The following is an 18,153-nucleotide window of genomic DNA, read 5'->3' on the forward strand; positions in this document are numbered from 1 at the left end:
CGCGAACGACTCGTCGGTCGCCCGCATGATCAACATGTACTTGGCCATCTAATGCTCCTTGATTCCGGAAGGTCGCGYTTCGACCTTCTCACCCACAGGTCKAACGGCGCGAGGCCAGATCGACACAAACCGAAGAATCTTTGCTTGCGTCCACGCGGGACTTCTTGCCACCGCTCCACCAACGCTCGCCCGACCAGGCCCGGCGCCTATGTGCGGCGAGAGCCGCTGCAGGGCTTGGTTCCGGGACCGGGCCGTAGATTACTTCGACCACTTTCTGGACGAGACAGGTACCGGGGGGATCCCCCTTGAAGGCCGTCCGTCCCGGAGGGACTGACGCGCTAGCTACCGGGCACGCTGCGTCACTGCAGACCAGGCATCGCTCATGAAGAACGGGCGCGGGCTCAATAGCCCGCGACAGAAGCCAACGACCAGAAGGCAGGTTGCACGGATGACTATCGGACCGTCACGGGTGAACGATGCGAAGGTGTGATCCCGAGGAAGTCAGTCAAGGAAAGTTGCAGGTTGGATGCCTACGCTGACTTCCGTGGCACAGCAGCCCGGTTAGGGGCACGCCACGGCGTCATTCCTGCCCCGGGATGACGATTATCACCCCAGAGGCCGGCTCCATGAAGACCCCTCGAAGCATGGAGCCGGTTTGGGGCCTGCACCGGAACTCAGAAGGCCCTCGCGCCAGGTCTGGGGGTGACKCCGGAAGTGGGGCCGGGTCGCCGAGGTCGCGGCCCCGCCCGGCAACCAGTCACGCTTCTTCGCCGACCAATTTCATCATTTCCTTCGAGAACGCGGCTATATCCATCGGCCATCGCGAGGTGAYGAGATTTCCATCGACCACTACGTCCGCGTCTTCCCATGTCCCGCCGGCGTTGATGATTTCCTCCGGCACGCCGTCTCCCCAGGACGAGGTGAGTCGCCGATCTTTCACAAGGTCCGCAGACACCAGGAGATAAGGTCCATGGCAGATTGCCGCGACCGGTTTGTTGCCGGCAAAGAATGAGCGGGCGATTTCCACGGCCTGGCGGTTGTTCCTGACCGTGGTCGGTGCACCATCCGGTTTGCCGCCGGGCAGGACGAGAAGGTCGTACTCGTCCGGGTCGATCTMGTCGATGCGTTTGTTCGCGATGATGTAGTACCAGTTGCTCTCGCCGGTGATCTTGCCCTCTTCCGGGGCGGCGATGTCGACTTTCCACCCGGCCTCGATGAGCCGGAAGACCGGGACGTACAATTMCAGATCTTCAAACTTGTCTGCGGAGAGGACGAGAGCTTTCGCAGCCCTTCCCTCGACGGCCTGGAGTACTTTGCCATATTCMGGAACTGCCATACGGCCATTTTAGGTGCGGCGTCAATGGGCMCCACGGCGGCTGTCTGTAGGGGTTTCTTCGTGCCCGAGGTCCGACGGTGCGGGTGTCAGCCGAGGTTTTTGAGTCGGATGGTCCGTGCCTGGTGGATAGCGGCGAGGGCAACGGCGCTGGCGGTGAGTCTGAGGGCATGGACCCTGTACCACCGCTGCAGCAGGGGCTTGCGGCGCGTTTCGTTGAGCGGTTGTGGGCTGAAGAACAGTTTGGGGTTGATGTTCCGGAGCAGGTACGCGGTCGCGGCCGCACCGGTTGTGGAGCTGGCGGCTGCGACGATCAGCCAGGGCCTGCTGTTTGCATGCTTCCAGCCTGCCACGAGGGCGGCGATGGCGGCCGGGGCGGTGACCGGGGCGATCGGGGCGTAGTACCGGCCCGGACTTCCCGCACCGAAGGCAGACCGGGGGAGTTCGCGGCCGGCTTCGGMGGCCGCGACCCGGTGTGGAACTTTGACGATGGCCTCATAGAGATTCCCGAAAAACCAGTGCGCGTGGCTGAACTCAGCGAGACCCAGGAGCCGATCAGCGAGCACATCCCGATGGCGTGAGGATTTCTGTCCCATGCCGACAACCTACCGCCGCTGCACAGGGTATGCCTATGGTCCACGCGGGCGGTCGATAGGGCCACGGCATCCGCACGGGCCCGGCCCGGGCAGTCCGGGAGCTTCCCGACGACGGCCACCGCCCGGATGGACGCCTCGAAGGGTCCTCCCCGGAACTGAACCCGGCGGCTGTGACTTGCGCGCCTGGCCCCACAGGTCACAGCCGGTRCATAAACCCGGGTGCTAGTCCTTGGCGCCGGCGATGTTGACCAGCCATGCCACACCGAACTTGTCGTTGCACATGCCGAAGGTATCGCCCCAAGGCGCGGTTTCGAGCGGCATGGAGACGGTGCCGCCGTCGGCGAGCTTCTCCCAGTAGCCACGGAGTTCGGCGTCGTCATCACCGCTGAGGGAAACGCTGTAGGTGTTGCCGGGCTGGAACTCCATGCGGGCGGGCGTATCCGAGCCCATCAGGGTCAGCCCGGACGGTGATTCCAGCTGTGCATGCATCACCAGATTCTCCTCGGCGGGATCTTGGCTCGCCTGAAAGTCGGCAAAGGTGCTGATGGTCAGCTCGCCGCCGAAGACGTCCTTGTAAAACTCCATGGCTTCGCGGGCGTTGTTGCGGAAGCTGAGGTAGGGGTTGAGGCGGGTCGTCATGGGGGATTCTCCTGGGTTGTCGGGGGCGATTGCGTCACCACCGGGCCATGCTAACAGTGCGCCACGGGCCCGCGATAGGGACCCCKCAAGACGKGTCGGTGTTCCCTCAATCCTGGGATCGTCGCTTGCCTGGACGCCGGCAGTGCAGGCCGGGGTGAGCGCCGGAGGCTATCGCTTTCAGACTCTGCATATTCTTCACGAACCCGTACGGCGACCAGACGTGAGCGTGGCGGAGTCTCCGCCTTGGAATTCTGACGGTACAGGGAGCGCGGCTCACGTGCCGGGGGGAACGGTTGGCGGCTCGGCCGCGGTGGTGCGGTTTTCGTTTATCGGCGGCGGGCAATCGCCGAATGCGGCGGCCGGTGAACCGGGGGTCGACGCGGGGATCGGTGTGTGCTTTGCTGATCCTTGGGCGCATGCCTCCCCGGCCCGACCGGGTCCCGACTGATCTTCCAAGGAGCTGCATTGTGGCTGGTCTAAGCGATAAGTTCGATAAGTCATTCGAGGGAAAGAGTCTTGAGGAACTGGCCAAGGCACCTGTTGGTGCGCTGCAGGGACTGTCAGATTCTGATGCCCAGAAATTACAGGAGGCCCTGAACATTAGGACCGTCAAAGATCTGGGCACCAACAAGTTCTTCCTGTGGGCGCAGGCTGTGGCAAAACTGGCGGAATAGACCAAACGGTCGAGTCGTGGATGCCGGTATGAACCCAGGGACGGCGTCGTCCGACCGTTCCGGTGGGCCTGGTCTTCATCAGCCCGGAGTTCTATGTGATGATCGTCCACACGAAGCCGCGCTGTGGCCGGGCTGGCGTCCTTGGGCCTGATCGGCATGATCCTATGAGGTCCATGCCCGGCGAGCTCACCGTGTGACCGCGCGCCCCGGACGATGGTTTGTCTGCCCCCATCGGGAGACTGCCCGGTGGGCGCGGCCGACTCTGGACGATCCGGGTAAGAATGGGTTCTAAGGAGCCGGGCCGTCGGGAGCGTGACCTCAACCGTTGCTGCAACTCTCGGGGCCCTTCCGTCCCGGCCGGTTGCAATCAACGAGGCACCGACGGCGTCGGGGTGAGCATGCCCAGGTCCGCGTGTCTCTGAGGGACTGTCTGAATAACGGTGTGTGGGGTTCGGCCTGATCCGAAGGAGACGGCCGTGTCTGAATCCGCGACCGAGATGACAGGGGTGATGATCGATCCTGTGACGGGAGAAATCATTGACCAGAAGGAGCTTGCGGAGCGGTTGCTCGCGCAGGCCAAGGAACAGGGCGTGAGCCTGGTGGGCCCTGGCGGGCTGCTGAACCAGCTCACGAAGAACGTGCTGGAAGCCGCGCTGGACGCGGAACTGACCGAGCACCTTGGGCATGAGCATGGCCAGAAACCGGTCGCTGCGAACATGCGTAACGGCACGAGATCAAAAACCGTGCTGACAGAAATCGGCCCGGTGGAGATAGAGGTGCCCCGAGACCGGGACGGGTCATTTGAGCCGGTGATCGTGCCGAAACGGAGACGACGTTTGGACGGGATCGACGAGGTCGTGCTCTCGCTCTCGGCACGTGGGCTGACTACGGGGGAGATCGCCGCGCACTTCGAGGAGGTCTACGGKGCCAGGGTTTCTAAAGACACCATCAGCCGAATCACGGAGAAAGTCGCAGCCGAACTGGCTGAATGGTCCTCCCGGCCGCTGGATCCGGTCTATCCGGTGCTCTTCGTTGACGCGATCGTGGTCAAGGTCCGTGACGGGCAGGTGCGCAACACCCCGTTCTATGTCGTCATGGGAGTAACCGCGAACGGGGAACGGGACATCTTGGGTATCTGGGCCGGCGACGGCGGCGAGCGTGCACGGTTTTGGCTCCAGGTCTTCTCCGAGCTGAAAAACCGCGGCGTGGAAGATGTGCTGATCGCTGTCTGCGACGGGCTCAAAGGCCTACCGGAAGCGATCACGACCACGTGGGACCGGACGATCGTGCAGCAATGCATCGTGCACCTGATCCGTAACAGCTTCCGCTATGCCGGACGCCAGCACCGCGACGGCATCGTCAAGGCACTCAAACCCGTTTACACCGCCCCGTCCGAGCAGGCGGCCAAAGACCGGTTCGCTGAATTCACGGCCGAGTGGGGCCAGCGGTATCCGGCGATCGTGCGGCTTTGGGAGTGCTCCTGGGCCGAGTTCGTGCCGTTCCTGGAATACGACGTCGAGATCCGGCGGGTGATCTGCACGACGAACGCGATCGAGTCGATCAACGCCCGCTACCGCAGGGCCGTGAGAGCCCGAGGCCACTTTCCGAACGAGAATGCTGCCCTGAAATGCCTGTATCTGGTCACCAGATCCCTTGATCCAACGGGCGGCGGAAGAGCACGCTGGACCATGAGGTGGAAGCCCGCGCTCAACGCGTTCGCCATAACGTTCGCCGGACKGTTCGAAAGAACCATCAAACAATGAAAACCGCCGGAGCCCACACACCGTTTATCGGACAGTCCCGTCTCTGAGGGAGAGGGTGCGTCCGACCAGGTTTTCAGTCATAGTCGGTGTCCGTGTCATGGTCCGTGAGGCGGCGGAAGTCCCGGGAGAGRTACAGGGCCAKYGCCGCCGGGTTGTTGTCCTCCACTGTGACTGTGACGGTGGGGCGGCCCAGGGTGTGCAGCCGGTGCAGGCAGTGTAGGAGGAGTTCTTCGGCCAGGCCTTGGCGGCGGTGGTCCGGGTGGGTKAAAAGTTCATCGATGACTGCTTCGCCGTCGCGTTCGGTGATGATGAGGGCGGCCGTGATGTGACCGTCCGGTCCGGAGGCCACGGGGGACGCTGCCTCGGCGGTGCCGCGGCCCTCGTCCATGGATGGACCGATCCACGCCGGGCCTCCCGCACCCTGTCCGGGACGGTCGGCGTAGGCGTGCCGGTGCAGATTGGCGAGTTCGAGAAGATCATCGGGTTCCAGGGGCCGGACACGGATGCGGGCCGGGGCGGTGTTATAGAGTCCGGTTACTGCAACCAAGGTGACTAATGCGTTCATGACGGCGTTGCCTTCCCCGGTGCGCGGGCGACACCGTTGAACATAGTGTCCGGCATCGTGCGCCTGCGGGGAAGGCACACGKAGGCAATCGATATCCGGCGGAGCGGACCAGGCTCAACAGCGGCGCCCGGACCGTCCCGACGCGTAAACCTGATCGTTMAGAACGCCTCACTGCTCCCGGTTCTTGCCGACACGTCTCGCGCGACTCGGACTGCCGGACGTGCTGCGGGTCGGGCGCGAACCGCCAGGCCGGCCCCGCCGGGCGGATGAGGCAGTGTCATGTTCAGGTAACGGTGGGGATGATGGGGCACAATCACGGGATGACAGATTCCCGACAGCAGGACATTTCACGCATCGGCGCCGCGTCCGGGGTGCAGGAGGCAGGGGTGCCAGCCCCGGTACGGGCTCCCGCACGCCGGGTCGGGGTCAAGGTTCCGGAGATCACGGCCTGGTTCTGGGTGGCCAAGGTGCTTACGACCGGGATGGGCGAGACCAYGTCGGACTTCCTGGTCCATCACCTCGACCCTGTTGTGGCGCTGGGCCTGGGTGGGTGCGTCCTGGCCTCTTCCCTTGCTCTGCAGTTCGCTTCCCGCCGCTACGTTCCCTGGGTCTATTGGCTGGCCGTGGTCATGGTCAGTGTCTTCGGGACGATGGCGGCCGATGCGGTGCACGTCGTGCTCGGCGTCCCGTATCTGGTGTCTGCGGTGTTCTTCCTCGTTGCCCTGTCGGCCGTTTTTGTCCTCTGGTACCGTTCCGAGAAGACGCTGTCGATCCACAGCGTGGACACCCGGCGTCGCGAGGCGTTCTACTGGACCGCCGTGCTGGTCACGTTCGCCCTGGGCACCGCGACCGGCGACATGACCGCGTACAGCCTGGGCCTTGGCTATCTTGCGTCGGGCGCCGTGTTCGCCGCTGCGATCGGGATGGGTGCCTTCTGGTACTGGCGTGGCTGGCTTGCGGCGATTCCGTCGTTCTGGTTCGTGTACATCCTCACCCGGCCGCTCGGGGCATCCTTTGCCGACTGGACGGCCGTTTCCTTCGATAGGGGAGGCTTGGGCTGGGGGACCGGCCCGGTCAGTCTGGGCCTCGCCGCGTGCATCGCAGGCCTGGTCGCGTACCTGTCACTCGCCGGCAAGAGAAACGCTGCCCACCGCTTCCAGTAAGGAACCTGCCCTACCCCCGGAGCCGGGCGTGACGGGGCTGGCCCTGCCCCTCGCGCACCCGCTGGGATGGTGGCGAAGGGACGGGATGCCCGAGGTGTGGGGTCAGGGTTTGTTGTTGAGGACGTCCTTGCCGAAGGGTTTMAGTCCGGGGGCCCCGGCGTAGCCGAGGCGGGTCAGGGAGAAGATGTCCTCGATGGTGGCGAGCAGGCTGTAGTGGTTGTAGGGGGTGTTGGAGCTGGTTCCGGCCTTGGCGAAGGGGGAGACGACGAGGGCGCCGATTCTTCCGCCGGCCGTGCCGCCCGGCAGGAGCCCGGCCGGTCCGGTGGTGTTGCCCTCGGATTCGTCGAAGGTGATGACGAGCACGCCGTCCTGTTTGTAGGCCGGGGAGTCCAGAATGGCCGGGACCTGCTGGCGGAGCCACGCGTCGGCGCTTTCCAGCCCGCCCGGGCTGCCGTCCACGCACGGGCTGTCGTGGCCGTCGTTGCACAGGTTGGGGGTGATGTAGGACAGGTTGGGCGTCGTGCCGACGGACTTCAGGTCATCGGCCAGACGGGTGAAGTCGACGACGTTGCTTTGGCAGTCCGGGGACGAGGTGATCGCCTCGAAGTACACGAACGGGTTGTGGCGGGTGGCGTACTGATCTCCGTMTTTGGCGCTCTGGTGGTCGTCCTTGGCGCCGGGCGCCGGGTGCTGGCAGGGGGTCTGCATGTCCTCCATGTAGCCCTTCCAGGTCTTCCCGGCCGMGCTGAGCTGGCCCGCCAGGGTGGGGACGGAGGCCGGATACACGCAGCCGGTTCCCTGCACCTGGCCAGGGGACGCGGTCCCGGTCTGCTGGAACGGGGCATAGATCGGGCAGTCGGCCCGGGTCATGGCATTGGATGCCTGCCCGGAAATCTGGGCCAGGTAGTTCGGGTGCGAGTTGTGGGCAATGCCGTAGTACCGGGAGAGCAGGACGCCCTGGGCGCGCAGGGTTTTGGACAGGTACGTGGCCGTCGAGCCMGCGCCCCAGACCTTGTCGTAGCCCTTGTTTTCGAGGTTGATCACGAGCACGTGTCCCGGGGTCCCGGAGACCGGCCCGGCGGCCGCCGAAGAGGAGTTCGGGGCCGGGGACGCCGTGGCGGTTCCGGTCCCGCTGGAGGGGGMKGGGCCGGGGGCCGGGGACTGGCAGCCGGCCGTTGCCAGGGCGAGGGYTGCCGCCATAATCAGCCACGGGGCCCGGGCCGTCGGCTTCCGGTCATCTGCTGGTGTGATTTTCCGGTTCATCATTTCCGGCTCTCTCTATGACGCCGCGGCTGCCACTGGTGAACGGCCGCCGCGACGGATCCCGTGAGTACAGCCAGGCGACTCCCGCGGCCCGAGCAGCACCGTCCAGGACTGACCATCATTCAGTGAACTGTTCCACACCAGAATCGGGATTGCCATGACGAGACMCTTGGAATTCCTTGTGAACTCACCGTTTGAAACTGCGGCGTAGCCACCTTCATTGTTATCGGTGGAGGCGATCCGTGGCGGGGGCGTCCCTGGGGGGCGCCGGTTCTCCTGCATAATGCTTGTCCCGTGGACCGGTCAGTAGACGACACCGGGACGTCCTGCGGCGTCGAATGTGAAAGGTTGAGCGGAGGTCAGCGCAGCCGGTTCAAGCCTGTTATGACGGAGGAGGGCTTCCGCGGGAGGTGTTCCGCGGAAGTCCTCCGGTGTCGGATTGGTGGGGTCAGTGCTCCGGGAGGGTTTTGGTTCCCTCGATCTGCACTGCCTGGAGTTTGTTCGGGTCCAGGCCGAGGGTTTTGAGGATTGTCGGGGCGATCTGTGTTGTTTMCACGGTGCTGGTCACGGTGCGGGCCTTGTCGTCGTTGGCGCCGGCGATGACGAGGGGCACGTCCCGGTCATCGGCGGAGGCTCCGCCGTGTTCGGCGATTTTGGATTTTCCGCCGGTGTAGACGACGCCGGTCTGTGCGATGCCGAGGATGTCGGGGTAGCGGGCGTCGCTGGTCTTGGTGCCGAAGTACTTGGCGACTTCGGTGCCTGCGTAGATGGTGCTGAGCCCGGAGGTGGCGACGGTTTTGGGGGCGCTGTTGATGTCGTTGCCGGCGGCCGGGTGGGATGCGAGGTAGTCCTTGACGAACTGCGCTGCTGCCTGGGAGTGGTCGGAGAGCCAGAGTTGCATGATGTCGTCGTCGGTTGAGAACGTCACCAGGTCCGCGGAGCCCGGGCTGGCGGCCTTCCAGGCCGCGTTGAGTCCGTCGATGATGGCACCGTCGGGAACCCTGGTGAGTTGGTTCGGGTCCGTCGGTGACTGTCCGTGCTTCGCCGAGAGGATGATGGTCGTGTCCTTGGCGTGCCCGGACGCGGACAAGGCAGACTCCATCTTCCCGATAGCCGTGTCGACGTAGTCCAGGGCTTTGCCCAGTAGGGGGCCGGGCACGGTGCCGCCGGCAAGGTAGCCGCCGGTCATGCCGTCGGACGTCGGGAGCTTCTGGGCGGTGGAGACGGACTGGAAGTTCATGCCGAAGATCGCGGGGACGGCTGCGGCGTGGGTGCCGGAGTGGTCCTTTCCGCTGATTTGGTTCAGGATCGCCTGGACCTTGTAGCCGTCGTACTGCTGGGTTGCGGCGTTGTCCTGTGTCCAGTCCCCGGTGAACGGTGCGGGTGCCTGGCTGTTGATCTCGGGCGTGAAGAGATCATCCACTCCCTTACCGGAGGGGCCGTTGAGGATTTCATACGCGGGGTGCTTGTCCGACCACGCGGTGGTCAGGCCTGCGCTCTTGGCGACTTCAAAGACCGTGTTGACCTTCAGATACTGGTGCGGGTAGACAGGCTGGCATGTGGCAGGGTCCACGGGCAGCGCTGCCGGATTGATCAGGGATCCGGGCTGGCCGGTCATGTTCATGATGCCGGAGGGCAAACCGGTCAGGCCCTGTCCGGCGTCGAGCGCGTTCGGGTCCTTGTCCGCGGCCTCGGTCAGCGCCACTTCGGTCCCGGGCGCGGTGTTCTTGCACTCGGTGGTGCCGGCGGGCAGGAGCGCCCGGTTGAACGTGTCGTCGTAGTAGATTCCGGTTGTTCCGGGGTTGCCGCCGGTGAATTGCCCGACCATGCCGGGGAAGGAATCGGAGGGCACGGGAGTTTGGGCGTGGGTGTAGCTGGTGCCGTGGTTCACCAGTGCGGCCAGCGCTGATTGCGGATGCGCCGCGACGTACCAGTTCAGGTCCTTCTGGTGCAGGCCGTCCACCGACAACACCAGGACGTGCTTGGACGTTTCGCCCTTGCCGCCGTGGCCTTCACCGTGCTGACCGTTGTCGGCCAGTGCCGGTGCCACTGCCGAGCCTGCCATCATGACCGCGCCGAGAACCGCGGCTGCGGCAACCCCGTTCTTCTTTGCTGACTTCATCAAGATAAGACCCTTCGCCAATGTGAAAGACACGGGAATGACGTTCTTCCCATGGGGATTCTTGCTGCAGGCAGGTCCCTTCATCCCCTGTTTTCAGGTGATCCGGTTGAAGGTTCACCCCAGATTCAACCCTGCGTCATGAAACTTTTCGGAAATTCACAGACTGMGGCTATCGCTTCGTACTTCCGGGCATTGCCTGTCACGGGCAGGCCAAGCGGGCACCGCAACCCTGACTTTGGTGCGACGCCACCGTTCTTTGGGCGGTCTCCTCCTTGGCGTAGTGCAGGAGCAGCCGGAACGAGTCCCGGTATGAGGAAACCGTGTTCTGGCTTGCCCGGCGCTGCCCCATGAGCCGGCGGAGGAAGAAAGACTCCAGGATCGGTGCCAGGGCTGTCATGATTCCTCCGCCAGATAGGAGCCGAGCCGCGCCGAGACCAGGGACATCAATTCCGGTGTCCCGCTCAGATACCAGTACGTCGCTTCCGGGTTCTGGTGCCCGAGGTAGGTCGAGAGCACCGGCAGCAGCGGCCCGACGTCCACGCCCGTGGGGTACCAGTCCTGAAGTGTTTTCACGGCAAAGCCATGTCTCAGGTCATGTAGATGGGGCTGGTGATGAAAACCGGGCCGGCTCACTCCTGTTTCCCGGACCAGCCGGGCAAAGACCTGGCTGGCGTTGTCCGCGATCAGGCGCGTGCCACGGGTGGAAAGGAACACGGCGGGATCCTTGGGATGCGGATAGGCGGTGTCCCGGATGCCCGAGTATTCCTTCAGGGCGGCCACCGTGCTCGGATGTAGCGGCAGCTGCCGCGCTTTCCGGTATTTTGCTTCCCGGATCGTCAAGAGTCCTTGGCCCCAGTCGACGTCGGAACAGTCCAGGCTGGTGGCTTCGCTGCGCCGCATGCCTGTCACGGCCACCAATGAAATATAGGTTCGGTAGGTTCGGGCACGGAAGCTGGGGGTGAGCCGGTCTGCGGCCGCCAGCACCCGGTCCAACTCGTCATCGGAAAAGATGTAAGGCGCGGCCCGGTGGTACCCATCGTCCAGCAGCGACTGTTCCSGGACCTGCGTGAGGGGGTCGAAGGCCTGCAAGTATTGGGCGAAGGGACGCACCGCGCCCAGGCGCGCGTAGCACCACACCGCGTCGGCGCCGGTTGGCAGTGTTGCCCATTCCAGCACCCGCGAGCTGGTGAGATGGGTGTCGCCGGAGCGCTGAAAGTACTTGATGAAATCCAGCAGCAGTTGCCCCTGCTGCTTCAGCTTGTAGCCCATGCTCCGGCGCATGTGCAGGTACTGCTCGGCCATCAACGCTACGTCGTTCTGGGGGAGGGTCATGGCTTGCTCCCAGGCCAGGGCAGCGCCAGCGCACGCAGCGACCTGTCGTCGACTTTTGCGTACTGGGCCGTGGTGGCAGGGCTGCGGTGGCGCAGCACCTGGCCGACCTCGGCCAAGGAAGCACCGGCACGCAGCAGTTGAGTTGCCGCGGTGTGCCTGAGCCGGTGGGCATGGATTCCCTCAAGCCCGGCACGTCTGCCCGCGGCCAGGATCACTTCGGAAACCCCGGAAGATGCCAGCCCTCCCACTGGTGCGTGAACCCTGAGAAACAGCGCATCGCCGGCACCCTCAGGCCAGTCCTGTCGCAGGTATTCCGCCAAGGCCGATCCAACATCCTGAGGCAGCGGGAGCTTCTCTTCACAGCGCCCCTTGCCCCGAAGGACGATGTCTCCGGTGCGCCAATTGACATCCGTGAGCGTCAGGGACGCGACTTCGTTGGCACGCAGCCCCAGCMGGACCACGAGGACCAGAATCGCGTAGTCGCGCCGTCCCGTGGCAGTGTCCCGGCCGCACGAGGCCAGCAGCGCATCCACTTCCGGCATGCTCAGGCCTTGCGGAATGTTGCTGTCGTGGCTGGCCACGGACGGCACCGCGCCAGCCAACGCCCGGTCAGACAGACCTTCCATGAACGCCCAGCCCAGAAAGGACCGCAACCCTGTKATCGTATATTTGACGCTTCCGACCGATTGCGCCCCGTAAAGACCGGTGGTGAACAGAATGACCTCCGCCCCGCCCATGGTGTCCAGGGAACGGGAGCGTGCCGCCAGCCAGTCCATCAATGCACTGGCTGTCCGAAGATAGTTCCGTACTGTTTTGGCGGCGAGTCCCCGCTCATTCAGGAGGTAGCGCTCAAACCGCCCCAGAATGATCTGTTCCGGACTCGTCCGATCCGGTGGCGGCTCAGGAACCGGGATCACGCCCAAGCGGCGCAAGTACTGCATCAACCAAACAAAAAAACGACGCCGGTGTCGGACGCATCCAGTTTGCTTCCGTCGCCAGCTCGTCAACGAACCGCTGCAGCACCTCATCCGTCAGCGCCCCGGCATCCAGTCCGCGCGCATCCATCCAATGGCTCAACCGCCCCACCAGCGAACCCAGCTGCTGCGCCGTTGACTTCGCATACCCGCGCCCAGCTAACAACTCCCGGTAGCCAGCCACATACGGGGCCAAGGGGCCCGTCATTGGCCCCGGAAAATACTTCGTCATCATGCTCACCTTCCCGTATCGAGAAAACAAGCATGTGCCGACCGCGATTATGCAGAAAGCTACCCGGGCCAGATCGCCGTGATGGTGCCGGTTCACAGCCGTTGTCGGGGTACTTTCTGCATAATGCCGGGTTCTGCATAGTGGCTGTTATGGAGAATTCTTCATGAAAGCCACATGCCCGGTTCCGTGATCCACGGCCGGTGCACCCGGACATGGCCGAGACGCCAGGCCGCGCGGATCTGCGCGACGGCCCGGCGGGTCGAGCGCTCGGAACCCTCATGGCCGAGGGCCCGCAGTTTCTCGTGGGCTTTGTCGGCGCGGATCTTGCCCTTGGAGGCCTCGATCCATTCCTCGATCTTGGGCAGGAACGCATCGGTGACCCGGCCCCTGCAGACCGGTTCGGCGATCGGCTGGCCGGCATCACGGGCAGCGACGTGCCTGGCAACTGTGTGGTGCGAGCAGCCGGTGAGTTCCGCGGCGGCGCGCAACGATCCGGTCAGATCATACGCAGCGWGTATTTCCATGATTTCTCCGTCAAACTTCATTAGGGCCTCTTCCCGGGCGACTTTGGTGCGACTAGACACCGTCATCAAACCCCGGGGAGAGGCTCCCGCCGCTTAAGCGGTCGGGGTCAGTAAGGAAGTCGGCAGATCTCATGGCCACCGACGGGCACTTTTCATGGCCGTCAGTGGGCAGTTCCGTGGCCGCCTACGGGCAGTTTTTCATGGCCGCTAAYACCCTCGCCGTGACGTCAGTAAACGCCCCCATTGATGCCTTCCAGCACCTGCCCACTGTCGGAGAATTCGGCCGCAGTCCACGCCCCGGCGTTGGGGGAACGTGTTTGCGTATTTACGCGCGGGACCTGCCACGGATGAAGTGGAAGATCAGAACGACCACGGCAATAACCAAAAGCAGGTGAATGAAGCCCCCGCCGATGCCGCCGAGCAATCCGAGAAGCCAGAGAACGGCGATAATGATGGCTATCCAAAGCAACATGAGAGTCTCCCTTATTTGCCTGCGGATGGAATTGCTGGTTCTGCGCCCGGGCTGCTTTGCGTACTTTGACGCGCGGCAGGAATGGCATGGGGGTCAGAGACGCGCCGAGGGGCGGTATCGGCAAGAATCATCGTCGTACCTCCCGCTCTCATCAACCCTGATGCCGCAGCGATGCCCCGGCCACGAAATAGATCCAAGTTACTGATTCCGGCCGAAGGCCCACGGGGTATCCCGTGGTGCGCTTCACCCTATGTCAAGAGCGGGTCCCTGGAAACGGCATAACTATAATCGATAGTCACCACTCGGTTTGGCGGCGCAGCGCAGGGGGAGCGGAGCCCCGGGTTTGAAGCCAGCTGCTTACAGGGAGGGGATGTTAGGGTAAGTTCTCCTTTCTCGKACGGCATGAATTTCAGCATTCCCCCCGCACCGGCCCGGTATCCGGCATTGAAGAACAGGACCTGCAAATGATTGAATTCCAGAGCTCGGCCGACGGCACGGAAATCGCCTTCGAACGCACAGGTGAAGGGCCAGCCCTGATCGTCATCGGCGGTGCATTAAACAGCCGGCGTTCGGCCGACATGCTGGTGCCTTGGCTGGCCCCGCACTTCACCGTCTACGCGTACGACCGTCGCGGGAGGGGCGAGAGCTCCGACACGCTTCCCTACAGCCCCGGCCGTGAAGTAGAGGATTTGAAAGCGCTGATCGCCGCGGCGGGCGGTTCGGCCTACGCCTACGGACACTCCTCGGGAGCCATCCTGGCTCTTGAAGCGGCAGCTGCCGGTGCGGCCATCTCCAAACTCGCGGCCTACGAACCACCGTATCTGACCGGGCATGCCCCCGAAGAACCCTGGGAGAACTTCAGGGACCGCGTCCAGGCAGCGCTGAACGAGGGAGACCGGGAAGGCGCCGTCGAACTGTTCATCCGCCATACAGGCTCTGACTTCGACGAAGGAATCAAAACAATGCCGTGGTGGCCCGCACTCCTCAGCGTTGCCAACACCCTGCCGTATGACCTCACTCTCACAAGCGACGGAAGCGTCCCGGAAAGGCTGTCGAACATTCAGGCCACCACGCTCGGAATCTACGGTGGTGCGAGCCCGTCCTGGGCCGGGAATGCTATCAATGCCGTTGCCGCAGCCGTCCCCGGAATGAAAATAGAAAAGCTGGAAGGCCAAGACCACGCGGTCGCCCACGATGCTGTCGCCCCGGTTCTGATCGACTTCTTCAACAGCGCCCCGGCGTAGTCCTGGACATCATCGCTCGTAGCGAGGTGATCTCCTTGGCCGGTGGCATCCCGGGGAGCTGTTCGCGGTCCGGAACATCCGCGCCGCCTTGATTAATTGCTGAGCGCAGGCGCTGGCTGCTTTGAGCAGGGGCCCGGGAAAAGAATTTCCCGCTTGGTGTCCTTTTGGTGTTATCCCGGTCGTCGTAGTCGTGTAGCAACGGAAAAGAAGGAGTCATCGTGGAGTACATGCTTTTCATCTGCAGCGATCCGACAGCGCCGGCATATGTGGCCGCCGAGGACAATATCGTGGAATGGGGGGCCGAGATGGAAGCGCGGGGCGTCGCCCGTCACGGCGACAGGCTGCGCCCTGTACAGGACGCAACCACCGTTAGGGTGCGAGGGGGCGAGGTGGTGGTCTCGGATGGGCCCTTTGCGGAGACAAAGGAATGGATCGCCGGCTATGACGTCATCGCTTGTGCCTATCTCGACGAGGCAATAGAAGTGGCATCCAAGCACCCCATGGCCCGGTTCGGCAAAATCGAGATCAGGCCCCTGTGGCCGCTCGGGCTCTAGACTTTCTCCTGATAGCCGCCGCTGATGACGGGGGATGACGTGGTACCGGAGACGACGGACGTGCGTACCGCCATCGAGRCCGCCTCCGCGGCGGAGACCGCGCGAATCACTGCAACCCTTATTCGTGTGACGGGCGACTGGGGCCTGGCCGAGGATTGTGTCCAGGACGCGTTCGCGCGCGCTTTGGTCGACTGGCCGGTGCGCGGCGTTCCCAGGAACCCCGGGGCCTGGCTGACGACTGTGGCCAAGAACAAGGCGATCGACCGTGTGCGGAGAACTGCCAGCGAAAAGAAGGCGGTGCGTGAGCTCGCGATTCTCACCGACCTCGAAGGGCTGGAAGACGAAACCGGCAGTGATCCGGCGGCAGGGGATGACCGGTTGCGGCTGATCTACACCTGTTGCCACCCCGCCCTCCCGCTCGATGCCCGGGTGGCGTTGACCTTGCGCACCGTCGCAGGGCTCACGACGATCGAGATCGCACGTGCGTTCCTTGTCTCGGAGGCAACCATGTCCAAACGGCTCGTCCGCGCCCGCGCCAAAATACGCGATGCCGGGATCCCGTACCGGGTGCCGCCGCCGGAGCTGATATCCGGGCGCACGGCCGGGATCCTGGCCGTGCTCTATCTCATGTTCAATGAGGGATATTCGGCTACCGKCGGCGACACCCTGATCCGGGGGCCTCTTGTCCGKGAAGCGATTCGCCTCACCCGGTTGCTCGGGGCTTTACTCAACGGTTCTCCACAAGAGCCCGAGGCTTTGGGTCTGCTGGCGCTCATGCTGTTCCACCACGCCCGGCGACGGACACGGACCGACGCCGCAGGCGACCTCGTGACCCTGGAGGAGCAGGACCGCGGATCCTGGGACCAGGCGGCGATTGCAGAAGCTGCGACGCTGCTGGAGACAGCCGATCAATTGGGCGTTTCGCGCCGTTTTCGACCCGGCAGCTACCGTGTCCAGGCCGCCATCGCAGCATGCCACATGACCGCCCGCGATCCCGGGAGTACGGACTTCGCCCGGATCGCAGCCCTATATGACGCCCTGGCGCAGATCGCGCCCTCACCGGTCGTGGAGCTGAACCGTGCCGTCGCCGTCGCGATGTCCCAAGGGCCGGAGGCAGGGCTCGCCCTCATCGACCAACTGGACCGGACACAGTTACTCGATGGGTACTACCTCCTGCCGGCCGCGAAAGCTGACCTGCTGCGCCGCCTTGGCAGACAGGCGGAGGCCAGGTGTGAATATCAGCGGGCCCGGGACCTCGCGCCGTCGGAGGCCGAGCGCCGCTACCTCGGCAAACGCCTGGCCGAGACCGGTCGCGGGCCCGCGTCGGAGCCCAAACTAACCAAACGCGCGGTTCCGCAAATATGCACCCGAAGAAGAGAGGACAAGAATGAAACATCTACTCCTGATCCCCAACAACGTTGACACGTGGAACGCGCTCACCGCACCCGAGACCGGGGCGATCATGCAGGCACACGCCTCGTTGCAGCAGGAACTCAGGGCCACCGGAGAGTTCGTGGAGGCCCATGAGCTCGGTGAAGAGGCGAAATTTGTAAAGAATAGCGGCGGCACGTGCACCGTGACCGACGGCCCGTTCATGGAGACGAAAGAAATCGTGGCCGGCTACTACATCGTCGACTGCGTCGACCTGGCCCGCGCCGTGGAAATCGCCGGCAAGCTCGGAGAGGCAACGCTGTGGCCGATCCAGGTACGCCGGATCGACCCTTAACCCACGCAGCCGCAGTCAATCCATGAAACGCCCAGGCGTACCCGGGCCGGCCTGGACGAAGTGGCCCCCTGGCTTCAGTTCCCGGTGGGTTCGGTCGCGGCTCCGGCCCATGAACCTTCCTGAACTGCTTGCGGGCTACCAGCAGCCTGCCCTACGGTCGGCGCAGCGATTGCAGACTGCAGGCGGTTGAGGCTGACCGTTTCGTGCGTCGCCTCCGACGCCCGACCACGACCAAGGAGCACGATGCCAGTCGTTCGCGTTCACAACTTCTCCGTCTCGCTCGACGGGTTCGGCACCGGTGAGGGGCAGGAGTTGGACGCCCCTTTCGGGCACGCCGGGATGCGCCTGGTCGAGTGGGCTCTTCCGACACACACTTTTAGGCAGATGGGTCTCCCCGGCGAGGGCGAGGGCTCCAACGGAATCGACGAAACCTTCGCCAGCCGATGGGCCTCCGGCATCGGCGTGGAGATCATGGGCCGCAACAAGTTCGGGCCTCAGCGCGGCCCGTGGACTGACGAGGAGTGGCAGGGCTGGTGGGGTGAYAACCCGCCGTTCCACACGCCGGTSATCGTCCTCACCCACCACCCACGCCCGCCCCTGACCATGAACGGCGGCACCACCTTCCATTTCGTGGACGACGAACCCGCCGAGGCACTCGAACAGGCACGCGCCCTCGCCGGCGACCTCGACGTGCGAATCGGCGGCGGCGTCACCACGGTCCGCCAGTTCCTCGAGGCCGACCTGATCGACCAGATGCACATCGTTCTTGTCCCGATCTTTCTCGGCCGCGGCGAACGACTCTGGGACGGCCTCGAAGGACTCGAGCATCGCTTCCACATTGAGGCGGCACCCTCACCCAGCGGTGTCATCCACCTGACCTTCGCCCGACGCGACCGAGTCCTCTAGCTGCCAGGAGTTGCGATGACATTCCACTGTGCATGCCAGCGATGGTGGGGACCCCAGCCGTCACGAACGAT

At 64.2% G+C, this 18,153-nt stretch carries 19 protein-coding genes and 1 pseudogene; 8 read left to right on the top strand and 12 right to left on the bottom strand.

Annotation, left to right across the window (positions count from 1 at the left end; translation table 11 throughout):
- Nucleotides 1-757 precede the first annotated feature (757 nt).
- The 3 genes from AC1DBQ_RS08025 to AC1DBQ_RS08035 form a co-directional block, all read right to left on the bottom strand.
- On the bottom strand, nt 758-1,336 hold the full coding sequence (locus AC1DBQ_RS08025; protein WP_476928000.1) for a type 1 glutamine amidotransferase domain-containing protein: 579 nt from the start codon (nt 1,334-1,336) through the stop codon (nt 758-760).
- A gap of 86 nt (nt 1,337-1,422) precedes the next feature.
- Nucleotides 1,423-1,929 (bottom strand): hypothetical protein, encoded by a 507-nt coding sequence (locus tag AC1DBQ_RS08030; protein WP_476928001.1) that lies wholly within the window; start codon nt 1,927-1,929, stop codon nt 1,423-1,425.
- Between the two features lie 222 nt (nt 1,930-2,151).
- Nucleotides 2,152-2,568 carry a VOC family protein gene (locus AC1DBQ_RS08035; RefSeq protein ID WP_476928002.1) on the bottom strand — a complete coding sequence of 139 codons (417 nt, stop codon included), beginning with the start codon at nt 2,566-2,568 and terminating at the stop codon, nt 2,152-2,154.
- Nucleotides 2,569-3,035: 467 nt separating this feature from the next.
- On the opposite strand from AC1DBQ_RS08035, the gene AC1DBQ_RS08040 reads away from it, so the two are divergent.
- Together AC1DBQ_RS08040 and AC1DBQ_RS08045 are read left to right on the top strand one after the other, a co-directional pair.
- Entirely contained in the window at nt 3,036-3,242 is a 207-nt protein-coding gene (locus AC1DBQ_RS08040) for a hypothetical protein (protein ID WP_476928003.1), read from the top strand.
- A 509-nt stretch (nt 3,243-3,751) separates the two neighbouring features.
- Nucleotides 3,752-5,005 (top strand): IS256 family transposase, encoded by a 1,254-nt coding sequence (locus AC1DBQ_RS08045; protein ID WP_476928028.1) that lies wholly within the window; start codon nt 3,752-3,754, stop codon nt 5,003-5,005.
- A 73-nt stretch (nt 5,006-5,078) separates the two neighbouring features.
- Here AC1DBQ_RS08045 and AC1DBQ_RS08050 read toward each other — a convergent pair whose 3' ends face one another.
- Nucleotides 5,079-5,570, bottom strand: coding sequence for a GNAT family N-acetyltransferase (locus tag AC1DBQ_RS08050; RefSeq protein WP_476928004.1), 492 nt, complete (start codon nt 5,568-5,570; stop codon nt 5,079-5,081).
- Nucleotides 5,571-5,890: 320 nt separating this feature from the next.
- Between AC1DBQ_RS08050 and AC1DBQ_RS08055 the strand changes: the two genes are divergently transcribed.
- A complete protein-coding gene (locus tag AC1DBQ_RS08055; protein ID WP_476928005.1) occupies nt 5,891-6,733 on the top strand; it encodes a COG4705 family protein in 843 nt (280 codons plus the stop codon).
- A 102-nt stretch (nt 6,734-6,835) separates the two neighbouring features.
- Here the strand turns inward: AC1DBQ_RS08055 and AC1DBQ_RS08060 are convergent, their stop codons facing one another.
- The 8 genes and pseudogenes from AC1DBQ_RS08060 to AC1DBQ_RS08095 form a co-directional block, all read right to left on the bottom strand.
- Nucleotides 6,836-7,933 (bottom strand): alkaline phosphatase family protein, encoded by a 1,098-nt coding sequence (locus AC1DBQ_RS08060; RefSeq protein WP_476928006.1) that lies wholly within the window; start codon nt 7,931-7,933, stop codon nt 6,836-6,838.
- Between the two features lie 511 nt (nt 7,934-8,444).
- Nucleotides 8,445-10,118, bottom strand: coding sequence for an alkaline phosphatase family protein (locus AC1DBQ_RS08065; RefSeq protein WP_476928029.1), 1,674 nt, complete (start codon nt 10,116-10,118; stop codon nt 8,445-8,447).
- 199 nt (nt 10,119-10,317) lie between these two features.
- Entirely contained in the window at nt 10,318-10,515 is a 198-nt protein-coding gene (locus AC1DBQ_RS08070) for a site-specific integrase (RefSeq protein WP_476928007.1), read from the bottom strand.
- Nucleotides 10,512-11,450 carry a tyrosine-type recombinase/integrase gene (locus tag AC1DBQ_RS08075; RefSeq protein ID WP_476928008.1) on the bottom strand — a complete coding sequence of 313 codons (939 nt, stop codon included), beginning with the start codon at nt 11,448-11,450 and terminating at the stop codon, nt 10,512-10,514. The genes AC1DBQ_RS08070 and AC1DBQ_RS08075 overlap by 4 nt, the downstream gene beginning before the upstream one ends.
- Nucleotides 11,447-12,367, bottom strand: a complete 921-nt coding sequence (locus AC1DBQ_RS08080; RefSeq protein WP_476928030.1) for a tyrosine-type recombinase/integrase — start codon at nt 12,365-12,367, stop codon at nt 11,447-11,449. Before AC1DBQ_RS08080 ends, AC1DBQ_RS08075 begins: the two co-directional genes overlap by 4 nt.
- Entirely contained in the window at nt 12,351-12,656 is a 306-nt protein-coding gene (locus AC1DBQ_RS08085) for a hypothetical protein (protein WP_476928009.1), read from the bottom strand. Before AC1DBQ_RS08085 ends, AC1DBQ_RS08080 begins: the two co-directional genes overlap by 17 nt.
- A 167-nt stretch (nt 12,657-12,823) precedes the next feature.
- Nucleotides 12,824-13,201, bottom strand: a pseudogene (locus AC1DBQ_RS08090) (IS21 family transposase); the annotation flags it as partial.
- Between the two features lie 304 nt (nt 13,202-13,505).
- Nucleotides 13,506-13,652 carry a lmo0937 family membrane protein gene (locus tag AC1DBQ_RS08095; protein ID WP_476928010.1) on the bottom strand — a complete coding sequence of 49 codons (147 nt, stop codon included), beginning with the start codon at nt 13,650-13,652 and terminating at the stop codon, nt 13,506-13,508.
- A 464-nt stretch (nt 13,653-14,116) separates the two neighbouring features.
- Here AC1DBQ_RS08095 and AC1DBQ_RS08100 point away from each other — a divergent pair, with 464 nt between their 5' ends.
- The 5 genes from AC1DBQ_RS08100 to AC1DBQ_RS08120 all read left to right on the top strand — a co-directional run bounded on the left by AC1DBQ_RS08100 (nt 14,117) and on the right by AC1DBQ_RS08120 (nt 18,082).
- A complete protein-coding gene (locus tag AC1DBQ_RS08100) occupies nt 14,117-14,896 on the top strand; it encodes an alpha/beta fold hydrolase (RefSeq protein ID WP_476928011.1) in 780 nt (259 codons plus the stop codon).
- A 227-nt stretch (nt 14,897-15,123) separates the two neighbouring features.
- Nucleotides 15,124-15,450 (top strand): YciI family protein, encoded by a 327-nt coding sequence (locus tag AC1DBQ_RS08105; protein ID WP_476928031.1) that lies wholly within the window; start codon nt 15,124-15,126, stop codon nt 15,448-15,450.
- A gap of 24 nt (nt 15,451-15,474) precedes the next feature.
- Nucleotides 15,475-16,872 carry an RNA polymerase sigma factor gene (locus AC1DBQ_RS08110; RefSeq protein ID WP_476928012.1) on the top strand — a complete coding sequence of 466 codons (1,398 nt, stop codon included), beginning with the start codon at nt 15,475-15,477 and terminating at the stop codon, nt 16,870-16,872.
- Entirely contained in the window at nt 16,838-17,176 is a 339-nt protein-coding gene (locus AC1DBQ_RS08115) for a YciI family protein (RefSeq protein WP_476928013.1), read from the top strand. The genes AC1DBQ_RS08110 and AC1DBQ_RS08115 overlap by 35 nt, the downstream gene beginning before the upstream one ends.
- Before the next feature lie 243 nt (nt 17,177-17,419).
- Entirely contained in the window at nt 17,420-18,082 is a 663-nt protein-coding gene (locus tag AC1DBQ_RS08120) for a dihydrofolate reductase family protein (RefSeq protein WP_476928014.1), read from the top strand.
- Nucleotides 18,083-18,153 lie beyond the last annotated feature (71 nt).

The sequence above is a fragment of the Arthrobacter sp. 10T413_2 genome, assembly GCF_056394205.1.

Bases quoted from the DNA above. Each gene is read 5' to 3' on its own strand.
- AC1DBQ_RS08115 (WP_476928013.1), top strand. From the start codon at position 16,838: ATGAAACATCTACTCCTGATCCCCAACAACGTTGACACGTGGAACGCG.
- AC1DBQ_RS08100 (WP_476928011.1), top strand. From the start codon at position 14,117: ATGATTGAATTCCAGAGCTCGGCCGACGGCACGGAAATCGCCTTCGAA.
- AC1DBQ_RS08070 (WP_476928007.1), bottom strand. From the start codon at position 10,515: ATGACAGCCCTGGCACCGATCCTGGAGTCTTTCTTCCTCCGCCGGCTC.
- AC1DBQ_RS08085 (WP_476928009.1), bottom strand. From the start codon at position 12,656: ATGACGAAGTATTTTCCGGGGCCAATGACGGGCCCCTTGGCCCCGTAT.
- AC1DBQ_RS08035 (WP_476928002.1), bottom strand. From the start codon at position 2,568: ATGACGACCCGCCTCAACCCCTACCTCAGCTTCCGCAACAACGCCCGC.
- AC1DBQ_RS08105 (WP_476928031.1), top strand. From the start codon at position 15,124: ATGCTTTTCATCTGCAGCGATCCGACAGCGCCGGCATATGTGGCCGCC.
- AC1DBQ_RS08095 (WP_476928010.1), bottom strand. From the start codon at position 13,652: ATGTTGCTTTGGATAGCCATCATTATCGCCGTTCTCTGGCTTCTCGGA.